The organism is Halorubrum sp. CGM5_25_10-8B (genome assembly GCF_005435095.1).
Taxonomy (GTDB): domain Archaea; phylum Halobacteriota; class Halobacteria; order Halobacteriales; family Haloferacaceae; genus Halorubrum; species Halorubrum ezzemoulense.
The window spans coordinates 1-16,210 of sequence record NZ_SGTY01000018.1; the positions used below are offsets into that span (position 1 = coordinate 1).

Below are 16,210 nucleotides of genomic sequence, written 5' to 3' on the forward strand. Positions count from 1 at the left end.
CCCAGCGCGGAGTTCGATCTCGCTCCACAAACGACAAGTCGATCCACGCGGTACGTTCGCTGAGGCGGTCGAAATCTGTCATAGACACTCAGAACTCGTCCGCCTCATCCTCTAACTTAACGCGACCATATCGGGAACGCATAAGGTTAAGTATCTCTATAGGATTGTCTGATAGGATGAATAAGAAGCGTCGAGTTAGGGCTATCACTATTTCGGCATTAATAGTTCTGTCAGTGATAATTGCCCCCGTAGCAGCACTGACTGATACACATACTGTGGCCGCTCAGGAGAACAACACCACGGCGACACAAACCTCCGATGAGAATAATACGACGGCGACGCAGTCTTCCGAGGAGTGTGTTCCTGACGGAAATGACCCTGCTCTAACACAGTCTAGGCTCTATGCTCCGGAGAAAGTGCTAGAAGGGGGAGAGCCCGGCCAGGTCGCAGGTGGCTTTCAGACAGACGCAACTGCGAACTGTCCCGTTCAGGTTTCTATTACCATGCAGGTCCCGAGCGGAATGCGTATCAGCGGATCGTCCGATATTATGAGTGGGGGCGCCGGAATTGTGAGTGCGGAGTTCACGGTAGACCCCGGTGAGGTCCGGAGCATCCGCGCGTCCGTTTTCAGCGAGGATACGGGTAGTCGAACCGTGACGGCCGATATACAATACTGGCCTGTTGGACATCAGGACATGGCAAAGCAGATTGACGGGATCTCTATGACGTTCGATGTGAGAGAGCCTGTAACAGAAGACAGCGACGATAATAGTGGGTCTGGGATTGGCGGTATTGATTCGACTACAGCACTTGTCGGAGCGATTCTACTCCTCCTGCTCGTTTCAATTGTTGGTCTAGTGGCTCGAAACTAATGGTGCTACCTCAGACTTAGAGAGCTGCCCCTTCTTTCAGTTCCATTCGACAGGGTGGACTCCGTAAGACCCCATCCGGAACCATCCGGAACACCCCGAGTTCACATTATATACCTCAGCAAGAGTCCTCGGTGATGTGATCAGCAACGGATCTGTCTTCGAAGACGACCACCCCCCCGATCCGATTGTCGGCCGGAACAGCCACATGAACGAGGTCACCGACGCCCTCGCGCCGATCGAAGACGGCCAGCGCGCGGAGAACTGCTTCCTCTTCGGTCCCTCCGGCGCCAGGAAGACGACCGTCGCGAGGGCCGCCGTTCGTGAACTCCGCCGCGAGGGCCGCCGTTCGCGAGCTCCGCCGCGAGGTCCTCGATGTCCCGTACGCCTACGTGAACTGCTGGCGAGACTACACCAGAAACGCGGTGCTCGAACGACTCTCCCACAACCTCGTCGGGACGACCGTCCCGCGCTCCGCGTCGACGTCGACGCAACTCGATCGCGTCCATCGCGACTTCAACGACCCGGGCGTCGTCATCCTCGACGAGGTCGACCAGCTGCGCGAGACCGAGCTGCTCTACGACCTCCACGAGTTCCGCGGGCTCTCGTGGGTCGGCATCGCGAACGACGAGGTCGACCTGCTCGCGGACCTCGACGAGCGCGTTCGCTCTCGCGTTTCAGTCGGTTACCGCGTCACGTTCGACCGCTACGGCGAGGACACGATCGCGGAGATCGTCCGGCTCCGGGCTCGCGCCGGACTCGGACCCGGCGCCGCCAGCGACGAGGTCTGCGAGACGGTCGCGCGGCTCGCCGACGGCGACGCACGCATGGGGATCACGACGCTCCGGGCCGCGGCGCGGAAGGCGAGCAGCGAGGGGCTGTCGAACATCCCGGGTAGATCGGCCCTTATGTGATGCTCCGAAGCCCACTGCCCGATGGGAGATTCTTGACGCTCCGCTCAAATTCGTCGGAGGAACGTCTGTAGTTCCGCGTATGCTGCGTCATACTTGTCTTGGAACACGTAGTGTCCAGCGTCCGGGACGTGGACCAATCGACCGCTAGGAAGTGAGTCAGCGGCATCGAGGTCCCTCACCCGTGTCTCAACGTCGGTATCGCGTCGCAGGATAAGCGTTCGACTCGTGATGTCAGGAAAAACATCACCGAGGGGCGACGGATACCCGTTTCGAGCGATCTCAGCCGCTTCTGGCCGGACATCGAGTGAGGCGGTTGCGAGCCGTTTCGCGTGAACCAAATCGATATCTTGGTAGTGTTCTGTGATGATGTCCTCGACGCTCTGGTTAGTGATGTCTTCTATTTTCTCGCGAGCGAGCGCAACCCGCTCGTCAGGGCCTGCGTCGGGAACATCATGTATCCCGACGGGGTCTTCAAGTACCACGCCCCGAGAGAGGTCGGGATACGTCGCAGCAGTCCGTGCGACCGTGACCGCGCCCATCGAGTGACCCAGTAAAACAGGGTCATCGAGGTCGAATTTACGCACGACTGCGCGGAGGTCTGTAATCCGATCTTTGAGTTCGTAGCCCGTCGGAGGGGCATCGGAGCGTCCGTGTCCACGGGCATCGTATGTGACGACTTCGTACTCGTCAGCGAGGTCGTTGGCAAGCGGGACCCAACGGAGCCCGCTGTCGTAGAATCCGTGAGCCAGTACGATCGGCGGTCCAGTACCGGTGCGATAACACTGGAGGTCGGCACCGTCGGCGTGAACGGGTTTTGTCTCCCAGCTATCTGGTAGGTCCATTAATTCGTGGGATGACAGGACGGTGAATAAATACGTCGCAAAGACGGATACTGGTTGAGTACAACGTGTAGCATACGCCCAGACATCCCGACGAACGATTCACCCATAAGGTTGCGAACGGAAAGTGGTTCATTTGCTGAATACACTCTCTGTATCCCGCACGCCGATCTTATCATTTTTTTACTACTCCGATAGAGCCCGGAATATCAATTTCTGTGATCGACCGGTTCAGTCGTTCTGCCGGCTGCCGACAGACCGGCACCACGCGCGGGCGTAATTAATAGGAAAGTGAGGGGGAGGGGGAAAGACATGGCCAAATCGGCCGTGAGAACGAGGTCGAATCTCTGTAGCCGACCGGAAAACGAGTTGCAGGGCGCCGAGCTACTGGTCTGACTTCAATCCGGGAATCGAGCGCCCGCTGGACCGCTTCGGAGCCGAGGAATCGCCGACGTTCATGCCGATAGCGTAGATTCCAGTTCTCAGAAGCTCGCCAGCGTCTCGTCTCTCGTCTCACTGAGGTACTGCCGTATCTCTCCCTCGCGCCAGCCCACCGGCACCAGCACGCTCTCGACGGCGCGCACAGCGGCGTCCTCGTACCACTCGGTGTCGTATCGTGGTATCTCTTCGAACGCCAATTTAACCCGCGACGCGCCTCGTGCGTCAGAATCAACGACCACGTACCGGACGGTCTGTCCCGGGGCGAGCCCTGCGCCCTCGATTTGTGCCCGCTTCAGCGCTGCGACGGTGAGGGTCTCCATCGAGTAGTCGTCTACGTCCTTCGACACGCGATTGTCGACGACGAGCGCGCTCGGGTCCACCGTCTCCGCTCGTAGTTCGTCGAGGCGCCGCCGGAGTACGTCGCACACCGCTTCGGGGGAGCGCGTCTCGTCGAACACGCGAAGCGCCTCGCTCTGGACCTCTTCGACCCATTCCGGCGTCGAGCGCTGTCGCCCCTCGATACCGCGCGTTTTGACCGCGTCGCCGAGCCCCGTCTCGGGATACTCCTCACCGCGGCGCTTTCCGAAGTACCGAGTGAGCGCCCCCGAATCGCCGTTTCGCGTCGGACAGAACGCGACCCAGTCGAACGCGCATTCGTACTCCAACTCGATGCCCGCCTCCTCGCTGATCTCGGCGGCGACCTCCTCCAGGGGGCGCTGCTCGCGACCGTCGGCGGGGGTCACCCAGATAGAGTCGACGATGCCGTGGACCACGCGCCAGCCGGCCGCTTCGAGTGCGGTCTTGGCGTCGAGGAGGAGCTCGCGAGCGTAGGCGTTGATCGCCTCGTGGCACTCGATGCGGCCGAACTTGGCGTTCGAGAAGCCCTGATACCCGAAGCAGGACACGAGGATCCACTTGATTGCTGAGGAGGCGGCCTCCAGCCGCTCCCGTTCGTCGCCGGCGGCGTCGGGGATCTCTTCTTTGATCTCGCTCCGGGCGTCGATCAGCGGGCCGAGGACCTCCGGCAGGTAGCCGTCCCGATCGCAGACGGAGTAGCCGAGTCCCGGCACGTCATCGGTGTCACAACACCCGCAGCGGACGGTCTCGGGCGAGATGTTCCGGGTTCGGATGATGTTGGGATACAGGGATGCGAAGTCGAGCTCGTGAACGTCCTCGTGGACGCCGACGTCGGGGGCGAACGTCGTTCCGCCGCGGTCGGCGTCGTCGAGCGTCGACGCTCGCTTGAACAGTTCCGGGCGCCACGCGCGCCACGGCACGAGCACGTCGCGGTCTCTCGCTTCTCGGATCTGCATCGCCGTCAGGACGCGCCCGATGGACGCCCAACCGAGTTCCTGGAGCGGGAGCCCGGAGCGCTCGACGAGGTCGAGACAGCCCTCCAGCCCGGACTCGTGATAGAAGAACGAGTTGGACTCGTCGACGATGACGCGGCCGGGGACCGCGTACCGGGCGGGCGAGTGCCCCACGTTTCCGTACGAGGTGTACGTCGACTCGCCGGCGAGCTTCGTGTAGCCCTCCCGCCGACCGAGCTCGAGGTCGACGCCGTACGCGTCGGCCGCCTCGAACAGCAGCGGGACGAGGTCCGCCGTCGAGACGACCAGGACATCGGGGTCGCGTTCGTCGAGGCGGCGCTGAACGCCGGCGACGGTCTCGCCGGGCGACGTGCCGACTCGGTCACCGTCGACGGCGAGCTGCGGCAGTGACTCCATGCCCGACTCGTGAGCCGGAAAGTCGAGGCGTAGCGTCCGGAGATCACGAACGGAGCGGTCCGGAGCGGCGGGCGTGTCCGTTTCGAGGCAGAACCGCAGTTGCCGGGTAAAATCGACGTTGTAGCAGGTGTAGGTGTCGGGCTGTCCGAACTGCTGGACTCGGCTCGCGACCCTCCGGACCGCGTCGATCGAGGCGGCGTCGACGCGGAGCAGCGGCCGGGCGTCGGTCCGGAACGTCTGCCGGTGGGCCTCGACGCTGAGCCGCTCGACGGCCTCCTGTCCGTCGAGGAAGGACCAGAGGTCTCGGAGCGCGTCGGAGAGCCCGTCCCGAGACGGCGGCGTCGGGTCCGGGCCGCCCGAGCGACCGTAGAGGTCGCCCGCGGAGTCACCGACGAAGAGCGTCGGGTGGTGGTTCCCGTGTACCTCGCGAGCGGCGCCGTCCGGGGAGAGCGTCCATCGGGCGACGCGGCCGTCGCCGAGGTACTCCAGCGTGAGCGTCACGGGCTACGGCTCGGTGAGCGTCTCTATCTGCTCTTCCAGTTCGGCGATCCGGCGCTCCTGTTCGAGCGCGATCGCCATCCACACCGGTGCCAGCGGGTCGGCGGGGTTGAGGTTCCCCGCGGCGTCGGCGTGGTCGCGAGCGTACACGAACAGCCGGTCGAAGCGGGGCTTGTCCTGCCGGCGGAGGACGCGGCGGAACGGGCGCCAGTCGTCTTCGATCGCGCTCAACTGGTCCCGGTACGTCGGGTTCGTCCGCCCCATTACTGGATGCCCGGCGTGGCCGCGGCGCGGTCGACGGTCGCTCCCTCGTACATCCGGGCGCGGTGTTCGAGGACCTCCCGCCAGTACGCGAGCGTCGTCTGGAGCCAGCCGTCGTCAGTGTGGTAGACGAGCGTCTCGGTGTCGCCGTCGGCGTCCTCGAAGCGCGGGCCGAAGGGCGTCTTCCGGCACTGGAGGTGCGTCTCCGCAGCCCGGCGGAGCGGCGTCGAGAACTCGTCGTCGCGGCACCGCGTCACGATGACCGGAACGTCGTGGACGCGGGCGACGCGAGCGACCGACGCGATCGCGCGGATGAACAGCTGCTCGGCGGTGTCGCCGTCGACGTCGGCGGCGCGGTACATGCCGTCGAGTCCGGTCGCGACCACGACCGAGGGCGACTCCCGGTCGGAGAGCCGGCCGGTCAATCGGTCGAGCAGCGAGGTGTGCTGGTGCGCCGTGAACCCGCGAGCGACCTCGATGCGGTCGAGGACGCGATCGGCCGGGGCGAGTTCGCGGAGGCGGCTCGTGTTCGCTCTGTTCGCGCCGTCGACCCAGAACGCGGGGCCGTCGGCGCCGAGGACGCGGTCGAGCAGGAGCGCCTGGACGGGCGTGACTCCGAGTTCGTCGTCGACGTCGACGAGCGTGACGCCCGGCGCGAGCTCCGGGAGGTCGGCGGTCGGCCGTCTGGAGCGAGTTGGCATGGTAGGGCCGACGAGAAATTAGGTAAAAGGGGTGAGCCATGGACGGGCGGTGAAAGTGGAAGTGACGACGGCGCCGAAGTCGTCACGCTGTAATCACGGGATCTGCGCTACCGCCGCGGTCGAAATCACAGTATCAAGCCAGCATTCGATCAGCCGATTGTCGACAATCGCGGCGCGAAACAAAAACCGGAGCGACGGGGGGTGGCCTGATCAGCGCGCACTGGTTGATAACTGAGGCAGCGCCTCAAAACCGGAGCTGAGTAAACATGTTAGAGAGTACATCACTCTACGAGAAGCGCGGTCCGGGCATGAGAGGATGCCTTTCGCTGTTCTCTGCTAAGAACTCTGAAAAAAGTATTGACAAATCGTCGGTATCACTATTCGTGAGTTCCGGACTCTCGGCAACACAGTTTACTGTAACTCCATTCGACTCAAGTGACTCTACATCTGATTCTGGTGGTGACTCCCATGTCCATACTTCGCCTTTGACCACCCGCTCCGAACCGAACCGGCCCATCTTGCGCAATAGCTGCTGGCGTATTTTGTGTACCCCAGTGGTGGTCAAGTCCACCTTACACTCGATTACGCGAATAGATTCACTATGCTCAACCCAGACATCAATTTCTTCTCCGTCTTGTTTGTCACTCCAGTGTACTCGGGCGTCAGGATACCGCTCGGCTACTACGTACGCAGTAAGCAATTCGACGAGTACCCCACGTCCAGCCTCAATTGCGTTCATCATTCGGGAACTTTCCCGAGTTTGTTTGACATAGTCGTCAGAGAGCCGACCAGCGACAGAATCGATGAAATCTGATCGGTCCACCTCCACCGTTGTTTGTACAACCTGATTCTCTGGAATCCGATCAAGAAGCGACTCAATTCGCTTGACTCTGTGTTCACCATCCACCTCAAAGTCTGCGGCTACATTGTTGAATATCAACCACCCTGATGGGTCGCCGAAGCTCCTCGGAGGCACACGTTGTAAGATAGCATATGAAACCAGATTTCCTCCCTCCGTAGGGTGGTTGAATCGGGTAACATGAATCGGGACTTCCTCCTCAAACTGTCTGTATGTGTCTGTCAACCCCCTCAAAACCGTTTCAATGAGTGGAAGTCTACTGAAACTCTCTTCGCCAATCCACTCTGCCTGTCTGAACCATATTAGACCGTAGGCGACTCTTGCGGCCGGTTCCAGATCATCTAAGGACGGCGCTACGCCCTCCGTGGTGAGCGGGCTAATATATTCCTTGACAGGCTCTCCTGTCCAGTGAAAAAGATCTCCTGCTTCTAAGGAAAGAGTCGTAATCTCTTCCGGATATCGTGCGTCCAGAGGGTCAACAATTGTCTCCTTGACTTGTGTGCGGTACGAACTCAGCGGATTTTCGTCTCTCTGTTCGATATCATCTTCTTCCAGTTCCCATACATCGCGAGTCGTGTAGCGGTCGCTGTGTCCAAGATCTGGAATTCCTGCTTCAACGTACTCTGTCGGTTCGAGAAGTGTTGACCACAGATACTGGAGGGTGACAGCGTATCCCTTTATAAAGCCTTCTCTGAGATCTCCCCCCAACCAGCTAGTAAGATTCGATGGCCCGTATCCGTCTGGTCGATTATTTCTAGTCTGCTGGAAAGCGGTATAGAGACTCAATGTAACCGCGTCACGTCGTACCTTATCAGGACTCACACCAACATCGACAACGGACAGATCCTGATCAAGCTGCCTTCGAATCTTGAGCAGTGGTTCGATCACGTCTGTGATCTCGGAAACGAGTTGCTTGGGATCCGATGAAGTACACCCTCGAATGTCCGACTGAATCTGTTTACAATTCCGATACAGATTCAATGTCTCTGACGAGTGTGGTATCTCTGAGAGTGGTGGAAGCTGTGCTAGGGCCCGACGAGTGATATAATCGTCTCCTAGGTTCAGATCTTGATTGTATCGGCACAGAGATAGAAGATGGCGGACCCCAGTTTCAATGAAAACCGGGTATCCTGAGCAGAATGTCTCACCAGAGATCTCTGTCTCAGCAAGCCACTCAGCAACTTCATCAGGCTGAGTGGCGATATCCAAAATTTCTAGAGTTGACCAAATATCACCCACCCGAGGCGCAATATCGTCAGTAGTAGTCATTTACTTAACAACCATTGTAGCAGTTCACTTGTATGACTAATGGCTTTGTTGGAGCTACGCTGATCCAGATTAAGATGCTGGCTACACATCTACTTTCCAGTTTCAGTTTCGCCCCGGGTCTGGCGTACTGACTTTACACGGCCTCACGTGAGTTGGGGTATGTCGCAGACAGGCAGCACGACCGAAGAGTCGCTGGAGGAACTCGTGCGCAACCCCGACGGCACGATTCCGGACCCGGTCGGCTTCGAGCCGTCCGAGAGAGTCACGATCGAGACCCGGTACGTAGAGAAAACGATGAACGCGCTCGAATTCCCGCTCACCCATATCTACTGCCTGTACGAATCGGACTGGCCCGTCGAGATGAACCCTGACCTAGGCGTGAGGGAGTTAGTCGTCACGAGCCACGAGACGTGGGAGGAACACCGGTTTCGGGTGTCGATGCCCGACGAGGTGACTGACGAGTTCTACGACCGGCTGGAGACGTACGAGAAGGTGAGTCCGGAGCAGCTCGACGTTGAACGGGTTGACCGACGAAGCGATCGAGACCGTTGAAGCGGTATCGTAGTAATTTCACTCAATATTCATAAAATTGAAATGGGTTTTGTCAGTATCGTAAGTTGTGAAGATTAAGAAGTTGATTACGGAGTACGAGACTCAGATCTCCGTTTTATCCACTATCGTCATAGTAAGCTATTTTGCCGCACGCTGGATACAAAATAGCTATTTTCTCCTAGAATACCTTGCTGTGATACTCATATTTGGTATTATTTACGAGGCATGGGACAGTTTTCAGCCTGATGATAGTAAGCGCGAATTCATCCGAGCAGTTGGACTAGAGTCCCCAACCGGAATGCAAGTCGCCTTACTCTGGTTTGTCGGCTCTACAGTATTCGCATCGATTCAACTTCGAGCTCTCGTAGAGGGAGCTTTTGGACCATTATCGGTGGTTCAGATGCTAGGTGTAATCGTTGTGTTGAGTCGGATCTACGTGAACGCTTACGTGAGAGAGGAAATTGTAGGTGTTTTTGATGGGGAACCAAGCACCTTCACCGCCTACTCATCCGGTATTATTGCGTTCTTCTTATCGCTACAGTTGAGAACGTACTATCCAGTTACTTCATTCAGACATAACCTCGTTGTTCTCTGTGTCTCGATCGTTCTTCCATATCTTGTTTTCTATGAGACTGGTGTACGTCATTACCTTCCAGACATGCGAGAATCGCCCTCTGAGTGAATTCGGATTTGCGCGGCTCTGTTGAAATCCTCAGTGGCTGATACAAACGGCCTGCTGTACAGCGCACAAGTACCGCACAATCAACGTGTTTTTGCCTAGATCACGGTAATTAGGAGGTGATTTTGTTCCCTAGTAGATAGCTTGGTATCATCACGAGCAGAGACATCCCAAACCCGATGGCAGATGTAAATCCGAGAAAGAACACAGTCGTGGGCACATCAATTATACCCGTAAGAGACATGAGCGCTACATAAATCGGGAGCCCGAGGGTCATAGTCAAAACGATAGTTGCGATCTTCCGCTTGTCTTGCTTAGTTAAATCCTGAGTAAGAGACGATAGGAGGGCCATATTACTCAGTTCGTCCTTACGGTGTATAGTTCTTATTCGACTGTTGAAATTATATCGTGAGGGCTTGAGAACCGGCTTGAATCTATTCAATGTCTCTATATTCGGCACGACCACGAAAACACGTCACTCTATGAGGATTTCAACAGAGCCGTTGACTACAAACACGATAAAAGTCTGAGTTGTTGGAGTCCGACTATGTCACAGTCAGTGGTTGCTCAATTACGACCGAGTTTGTCGGCATATGAACGACGCGAACTGTAATACTTTCTCCACTATTAAGTTCACATTCGGAACTCGCCAATCTGAATGTGATCGTTTCGCCTGCCTGCCACTGACCGTCTGCTTCACCAATCGGCCCACTCACTGAATTATATGAGTTATCGAAAATATCGTCACCTCGAACGTACTCGCTCGTCGGTACCGGGTCGCCTCCACTCGCTGGTAAGTTTACTAATCGACCGGATTTCTCACAGGCTTCCTGTGCATTGACAGCTATCTCAAGGTTAGAAGCAGATAGAGTGTCCCCCGCGATGTGTGTGATACTCACTTTCCCGCCATCATTCCCATCTTGTGTTACAAGTTCTCCACTCGATTGACCGACAATAGGGGCGGGTCGAATGGTTTCGTCGGCAAACCCAAGCGCGAAGACAGAGATCGTTGCGGCCAGTACCACTACTATGGCGACCATCAAAATGGTAGCTATGACTGATGAAACAGCTCGCAACGAAGAGACCATCCTTTCAAAAATATTGAGCGACCGGGGTATTAGTAAATTCGTATTATTCTGGGGGTGCTACATACGCGCTCTGTATCTCGCACGTCGATTCTATCACTTCTTATGGATTTCAACAAAGCCATTTGCGCACATAAATAGAATATATGCCACTTGACGAAAGGTGGTGAAGTCATCGGCGTTTCGGCGGCTATTCGAGTGATATGGAGAACACATCATGTTTGGAGTACCTGAGAGCCAATTTTCAACACATACGGGTGTGATAGGCAAATCAGCATGAGCGGTAGCGACGATGTGATTGACTGGATTCTATCGGCCGATAAGTCAGCAGTGATCCGGTATCTGTTCCTAGTTATCGCGGCTTCGGCGATAATGTGGATTGCGGCAACAGGCGTCCAACGGGTCTACGGGGTAGAATGGTTTCCGGCCCTCAATGCGACAGGTTCGGTCGCTCTAACGGCCATACTGGCGACTCTCTATTTTCGACAGTCCAAAGTTTTAGAGTCCCAGCAGGAGCTTCTCACTGCGGAGTTAAACCGTGGAGTTCGGGAGAAGCACACAGAGATACTTCGGGAGAGGGTTCAAGAGTGGCACGGGAATATTGAAATGGAATTGACTGAAGAGGATCCGTTGGACGCACCATCCGATAACCTCCCCTCGGTTGGTCGAGCATCGTTCAAATCTGCGGATCCCAGCCTCTCTCTTACTGATTCGGGAGAAGCATTCACCGCCGTTCCTTCTCAGCTCAAGGATGATCGGTACTTCCGTGATCTCATCGAGAACCACGCTACTGAGTTACGAACGAAAGCACGAAGAATAGAAGTCCTTCAGTCAGAGTTTGAGAAAGTAAAATCTGAATTCACAGAAGAGTTCGACGCTTCAAAGCCCTAAGGGTTCGTCTGAAACCACCCCCACGGCTGCGGGCCTTTCGAGCGCGTCACGCTTCAAACCCACAAGGGTTCGTCTGAAACGGCTGATAACCTTCGGGATCACACCGAGTATCCGGTGCTTCAAACCCACAAGGGTTCGTCTGAAACGCGAGCTGACGCCGGAGATCGAGGGGGCCGAGTTGTGCTTCAAACCCACAAGGGTTCGTCTGAAACACTTCATCTGGGAGCTCCGGCGTGCGGCGCCGGACGCGCTTCAAACCCACAAGGGTTCGTCTGAAACGCTTTCCCTCACGAGGCGGACAATTCCCATGAAGCTTCAAACCCACAAGGGTTCGTCTGAAACTGCGTCGTGAGCGACGACGTCGACGCCGATCACGTCGCTTCAAACCCACAAGGGTTCGTCTGAAACTGCGTCGTGAGCGACGACGTCGACGCCGATCACGTCGCTTCAAACCCACAAGGGTTCGTCTGAAACGTGTTGCGAGGATGCGTGACGAGGTGATCGTCACCGCTTCAAACCCACAAGGGTTCGTCTGAAACCGTCGACGACGCGGTGAGCGGGGTACAGGATACGGTGCTTCAAACCCACAAGGGTTCGTCTGAAACGAGCGTGGCGCGCGCGTTCTGGACCGCCTCAAAGTTGCTTCAAACCCACAAGGGTTCGTCTGAAACGATGAGCGACGGCATCCCCGACTCGTTTTACGATCAGCTTCAAACCCACAAGGGTTCGTCTGAAACTCGCCGCCGTCGCCTTTCGTGAGGTAGGCGTAGCGGCTTCAAACCCACAAGGGTTCGTCTGAAACCCCCGTCGTGCGGCCCGGGAGCCATGAGATGAGATAGCTTCAAACCCACAAGGGTTCGTCTGAAACTAACCGTCGCCACTACAACGAGTACGTCAACTTCACGCTTCAAACCCACAAGGGTTCGTCTGAAACTGACCTTATCTTTGGCCTAATTGACGACCAAGATGCTTCAAACCCACAAGGGTTCGTCTGAAACCCGGCTTCCAGCGATTCCTCGCCGGAGGCCTCGGTGCTTCAAACCCACAAGGGTTCGTCTGAAACGTGGTCAGGGCTACAGCGGGATGCGCATCAGCACGGAGCTTCAAACCCACAAGGGTTCGTCTGAAACCTTTGTGCCGGAGCAAAGTTTGGCGGAGGATATATCAGCTTCAAACCCACAAGGGTTCGTCTGAAACTTAAGGCTATTTAAAGCATTATCAAGGCGAGTGTCTGCTTCAAACCCACAAGGGTTCGTCTGAAACCGATCGTCTCACTCGCCGGGCCGGCGACCTCCTCGTCGCTTCAAACCCACAAGGGTTCGTCTGAAACCGGTCGACGATGCCGCCTACGAGTGCTACTACGTGCTTCAAACCCACAAGGGTTCGTCTGAAACGCGCGAGACGGAGTACGCGCCGTCGACGCTGTGGGAGCTTCAAACCCACAAGGGTTCGTCTGAAACCTCGTGGGGGGACTGGACCGAGGTTCAAGAGGTCGCTTCAAACCCACAAGGGTTCGTCTGAAACCAGCGATTCGGTCGAGTCCGTGGTGGTCGTGTAGACGCTTCAAACCCACAAGGGTTCGTCTGAAACTGTTCGGGGAGGATCATACCAGTCTCTCCGACCGGGAGCTTCAAACCCACAAGGGTTCGTCTGAAACCCTGCTCGAAGATCCGAGCAACCAGTTCGATCCGGAGCTTCAAACCCACAAGGGTTCGTCTGAAACAACGATAAAGGCCGCGACGGCCGGACGCTACAGGAGTACCTCGCGCATCGGCAGGAGTCGTGTAACAAGACGACGCTGAACAACGAGTTCGGGACGCTCAAGAAGTTCTTCGAGTTCCTGGTCGCGATCGAAGCGACCGAGCCGGAGATGCCGGACAAGGTCCAACTGCTCAAGCCGGCGGCGACGGCCGACGAGCAGACCAACACCGAGAAGATCGCGCCGGACCGGGCTCGGGAGATTCTCGCGCATCTGGAGCGCTTCGAGTACGCGAGCCGCGACCACGTCGTCATGCTCCTGATGTGGCGCTTCGCGTTCCGGTACAGCGACCTCCGAGCGATCGACCTCCGCGACCTCTCGCTCGACGGCGATCTCGACGAGGAGCGGCTGCGGGAGATCGGCGAGGAGCCGGAGAACCTTCCGGACGAGATCGGCCCGCACCTGTACATGGTGAGCCGCCCCGAGTCGGGAACGCGGCTCAAGAACCACTTGAAGAGCCAGCGCGTCGTCTCGCTCACCGCTGAGGAGGTCGAGGTACTCCGCGACTACATTGAAACGAAGCGGGTTGACAAGACCGACGACGCGGGCCGCGAGCCGCTCATCACGACGGTTCAGGGGCGCCCGACGGACGCGAGCGTTCGCCGGTGGATGTACCGGATGACGCAGCCCTGCCTGATTGGCGACTGTCCGCACGACCGCGATCCGGACGACTGTGAGTTCTTGGAACACGGCCACGAGAGCAGTTGTCCGTCAACTCACTCGCCCCACCGCATCCGGACGGGAGCGATCTCAAACATGCGGGAGCAGGGGATCTCGGTCGAAGACGTGGCCGAACGCGTCGACGCGACGCCGGAGACCGTGCGGCAGCACTACGACTTCAGTGCGGAGATGAAACGCTTAGAGAACCGACGCACACAGTTCGAGGATTTACAATGATAAACGACGCAATAAGAGAAGCGTATAGCCCGTATAGCGGCCGCTCAGCGGTCCCATACGGAATTCTACGCGGACCGTCCGGATGCGGCTAGCGCGACCGCTGTCGCTCTTCGCGGACGGTGCGACGCGATCCGGGACAGTACACGTGCGGGTCGGTAACGGATGCGTACCTCTTTGCCCGTGTAGAATATCAACGAAACATGAAACGAACGGGCGGTGCGTTCCGGATCCTCCTGCTCGCGGGGATCATCTTCCTCGCGGGCTGTGCCGGCGCGGTACCCGGCGATCAGGCGCCGACGGGACCGGACGCGGGCGACGAGACGGCGGCCGAGGCGGCGAACGGCACCGTCGAGGTCCACTTCATCAACGTCGGGCAGTCGGTCAGCACGCTCGTCGTCGGGCCGGAGGGAGCGACCATGCTCGTCGACACGGGTCACTACAACGACGACGGCGAGTACGTGCTGGAGTACCTCCGGCGGCACGACATCACGCGGATCGACCACCTCGTCACCTCGCACAACGACGCGGACCACATCGGCGGCAACGCGGCGATCATCGAGCACTACGAGACGGAGGCCGACGGGATCGGTGCCGTCTACGACCCCGGCATCGCCGCGAGCACGCAGACCTACGCCGAGTACCTCGACGCGGTCGAGGAGCACGACGTGACGCTGTACGAGACGCGCGAGGGCGACGCGATCTCGTTCGGCGCGGTCGGCGTCGACGTGCTCGGGCCGCCCGAGCCGTACCTCGAAGGCGAAGCGCGCAACGAGAACAGCGTCGTGCTCAGGCTCACCCACGGCGAGACGAGCTTCCTGCTGTCCGGCGACGCCGAAGACGATCAAGAAGCGTACCTGATCGACGCGTACGGGTCGGAACTGGAGTCGACCGTGCTGAAGGCCGGCCACCACGGCTCGTCGAGCTCGTCGAGCGGCCCGTTCCTCGACGCGGTGGGACCGCGGGCGGTCGTCGTGTCGAGCGCGTACGACTCCCAGTACGGTCACCCGACAGAGGAGGTCCTCCGGCGGTTCGCGGACCGGTCGCTCCCGACCTACTGGACCGCGACGCACGGGACCGTCGTCCTCGTGAGCGACGGGAACGGCGTCTCCGTGCGGACGCAGCGCGACGCGCCCACCGACCCGCTCGCGGTGCGCGACGGCGAGCCGATCGAACCCGGGGCAGGCGGCGAGGTCGTCGAACGCGCTCGGCTCGGCGGCGACCCGGTCGACGGCGGTTCCGGAGGCGGAGCCGACGACGACAGCGACGCCGACGACGACGGCGGCGACACTGACGGAGGGGACGAGACGGCGTCGACCGATCCGGCCGCAGCCTTGGAAGTCGCGGCGATCAACGCGGACGCCGAGGGCGACGACGGCGAGAACCTGAACGACGAGTACGTGGTCTTCGAGAACGCGGGCGACGAGCCGATCGACCTGTCCGGGTGGACGGTCGCGGACGAGGCGGCGCACAGCTACGCGTTCCCGGAGGGATACACGCTCGACGCGGGCGCGACGGTGACGCTCCGGACGGGGAGCGGCGCAGACACCGACGCCGAACTGTACTGGGGGGCGGGGTCGCCGGTCTGGAACAACGCCGGCGACACGGTGATACTCTCGAACGCCGCCGGGGAACGCGTGCTTGCGGTGAGCTACGAATGACCGGTATCGATCTCCCCGACGGCGAGTACACCGCGGTCGTGGACGGCGTCGAGGACGGGCTTGCGACCGTGTTCTTCGAGCGCGACGGCGACGAGGTGGGGGACGCGGTGCTGGACGCCTCACGGCTTCCGCCGGACGGAGGGCATGCCGACGCGGTCCTGTCGGTGACGCTCGACGGCGGGCGTATCGAGGCCGCCTCGTACGAGCCCGAGGAGACGGAGCGCCGCGCCGAGGCGGCGCAGGACCGGTTCGATCGGCTCTCGGAGCGACCGCCGTCCGACGAGGGGGCGTAAGGGCGGCGCCGGTCGCTC

The 16,210-nt window shown here is 59.1% G+C and carries 12 protein-coding genes, 1 pseudogene and 1 CRISPR repeat array; of the genes and pseudogenes, 7 read left to right on the forward strand and 6 right to left on the reverse strand.

Annotation, left to right across the window (positions count from 1 at the left end; translation table 11 throughout):
* Positions 1–176: 176 nt before the first annotated feature.
* Together EXE51_RS14460 and EXE51_RS14465 are read left to right on the forward strand one after the other, a co-directional pair.
* Positions 177–872 (forward strand): hypothetical protein, encoded by a 696-nt coding sequence (locus tag EXE51_RS14460; protein WP_137692917.1) that lies wholly within the window; start codon positions 177–179, stop codon positions 870–872.
* Between the two features lie 205 nt (positions 873–1,077).
* Positions 1,078–1,768, forward strand: a pseudogene (locus EXE51_RS14465) (Cdc6/Cdc18 family protein); the annotation flags it as partial.
* Between the two features lie 59 nt (positions 1,769–1,827).
* On the opposite strand, the gene EXE51_RS14470 reads toward EXE51_RS14465, so the two are convergent.
* From EXE51_RS14470 to EXE51_RS14490, 5 genes are all read right to left on the reverse strand, one after another.
* On the reverse strand, positions 1,828–2,625 hold the full coding sequence (locus EXE51_RS14470; RefSeq protein WP_137692918.1) for an alpha/beta fold hydrolase: 798 nt from the start codon (positions 2,623–2,625) through the stop codon (positions 1,828–1,830).
* Positions 2,626–3,104: 479 nt separating this feature from the next.
* Positions 3,105–5,291, reverse strand: a complete 2,187-nt coding sequence (locus tag EXE51_RS14475) for a type B DNA-directed DNA polymerase (protein WP_137692919.1) — start codon at positions 5,289–5,291, stop codon at positions 3,105–3,107.
* A 3-nt stretch (positions 5,292–5,294) separates the two neighbouring features.
* Entirely contained in the window at positions 5,295–5,552 is a 258-nt protein-coding gene (locus tag EXE51_RS14480; RefSeq protein ID WP_137692920.1) for a hypothetical protein, read from the reverse strand.
* Positions 5,552–6,250, reverse strand: a complete 699-nt coding sequence (locus EXE51_RS14485) for a hypothetical protein (RefSeq protein ID WP_137692921.1) — start codon at positions 6,248–6,250, stop codon at positions 5,552–5,554. The genes EXE51_RS14480 and EXE51_RS14485 overlap by 1 nt, the downstream gene beginning before the upstream one ends.
* 286 nt (positions 6,251–6,536) lie before the next feature.
* Complete coding sequence (locus EXE51_RS14490) at positions 6,537–7,997, reverse strand: hypothetical protein (RefSeq protein ID WP_199234064.1); 1,461 nt, start codon at positions 7,995–7,997, stop codon at positions 6,537–6,539.
* A 540-nt stretch (positions 7,998–8,537) separates the two neighbouring features.
* On the opposite strand from EXE51_RS14490, the gene EXE51_RS14495 reads away from it, so the two are divergent.
* Together EXE51_RS14495 and EXE51_RS14500 are read left to right on the forward strand one after the other, a co-directional pair.
* Positions 8,538–8,930, forward strand: coding sequence for a hypothetical protein (locus EXE51_RS14495; protein ID WP_137692923.1), 393 nt, complete (start codon positions 8,538–8,540; stop codon positions 8,928–8,930).
* Between the two features lie 67 nt (positions 8,931–8,997).
* Positions 8,998–9,612: a hypothetical protein gene (locus EXE51_RS14500; RefSeq protein ID WP_137692924.1), complete on the forward strand. Its 615-nt coding sequence runs from the start codon at positions 8,998–9,000 to the stop codon at positions 9,610–9,612.
* Positions 9,613–10,154: 542 nt separating this feature from the next.
* On the opposite strand, the gene EXE51_RS14505 is transcribed toward EXE51_RS14500, so the two are convergent.
* Entirely contained in the window at positions 10,155–10,697 is a 543-nt protein-coding gene (locus tag EXE51_RS14505) for a type IV pilin (protein WP_137692925.1), read from the reverse strand.
* Positions 10,698–11,570: 873 nt separating this feature from the next.
* A CRISPR array of direct repeats spans positions 11,571–13,308; the repeat unit is 30 nt; unit sequence GCTTCAAACCCACAAGGGTTCGTCTGAAAC.
* Between the two features lie 147 nt (positions 13,309–13,455).
* On the opposite strand from EXE51_RS14505, the gene EXE51_RS14510 reads away from it, so the two are divergent.
* From EXE51_RS14510 to EXE51_RS14520, 3 genes are all read left to right on the forward strand, one after another.
* Complete coding sequence (locus tag EXE51_RS14510) at positions 13,456–14,241, forward strand: site-specific integrase (RefSeq protein ID WP_137692926.1); 786 nt, start codon at positions 13,456–13,458, stop codon at positions 14,239–14,241.
* A gap of 200 nt (positions 14,242–14,441) precedes the next feature.
* Positions 14,442–15,899, forward strand: a complete 1,458-nt coding sequence (locus EXE51_RS14515; RefSeq protein ID WP_137692927.1) for a lamin tail domain-containing protein — start codon at positions 14,442–14,444, stop codon at positions 15,897–15,899.
* On the forward strand, positions 15,896–16,192 hold the full coding sequence (locus EXE51_RS14520; RefSeq protein WP_049930723.1) for a DUF3006 domain-containing protein: 297 nt from the start codon (positions 15,896–15,898) through the stop codon (positions 16,190–16,192). The genes EXE51_RS14515 and EXE51_RS14520 overlap by 4 nt, the downstream gene beginning before the upstream one ends.
* Positions 16,193–16,210 lie beyond the last annotated feature (18 nt).

Excerpts from the sequence above, each read along its gene's own strand:
- EXE51_RS14460 (WP_137692917.1), top strand. The coding sequence starts at position 177 with ATGAATAAGAAGCGTCGAGTTAGGGCTATCACTATTTCGGCATTAATA.
- EXE51_RS14470 (WP_137692918.1), bottom strand. The coding sequence starts at position 2,625 with ATGGACCTACCAGATAGCTGGGAGACAAAACCCGTTCACGCCGACGGT.
- EXE51_RS14480 (WP_137692920.1), bottom strand. The coding sequence starts at position 5,552 with ATGGGGCGGACGAACCCGACGTACCGGGACCAGTTGAGCGCGATCGAA.
- EXE51_RS14485 (WP_137692921.1), bottom strand. The coding sequence starts at position 6,250 with ATGCCAACTCGCTCCAGACGGCCGACCGCCGACCTCCCGGAGCTCGCG.
- EXE51_RS14495 (WP_137692923.1), top strand. The coding sequence starts at position 8,538 with ATGTCGCAGACAGGCAGCACGACCGAAGAGTCGCTGGAGGAACTCGTG.
- EXE51_RS14505 (WP_137692925.1), bottom strand. The coding sequence starts at position 10,697 with ATGGTCTCTTCGTTGCGAGCTGTTTCATCAGTCATAGCTACCATTTTG.
- EXE51_RS14510 (WP_137692926.1), top strand. The coding sequence starts at position 13,456 with ATGCCGGACAAGGTCCAACTGCTCAAGCCGGCGGCGACGGCCGACGAG.
- EXE51_RS14515 (WP_137692927.1), top strand. The coding sequence starts at position 14,442 with ATGAAACGAACGGGCGGTGCGTTCCGGATCCTCCTGCTCGCGGGGATC.
- EXE51_RS14520 (WP_049930723.1), top strand. The coding sequence starts at position 15,896 with ATGACCGGTATCGATCTCCCCGACGGCGAGTACACCGCGGTCGTGGAC.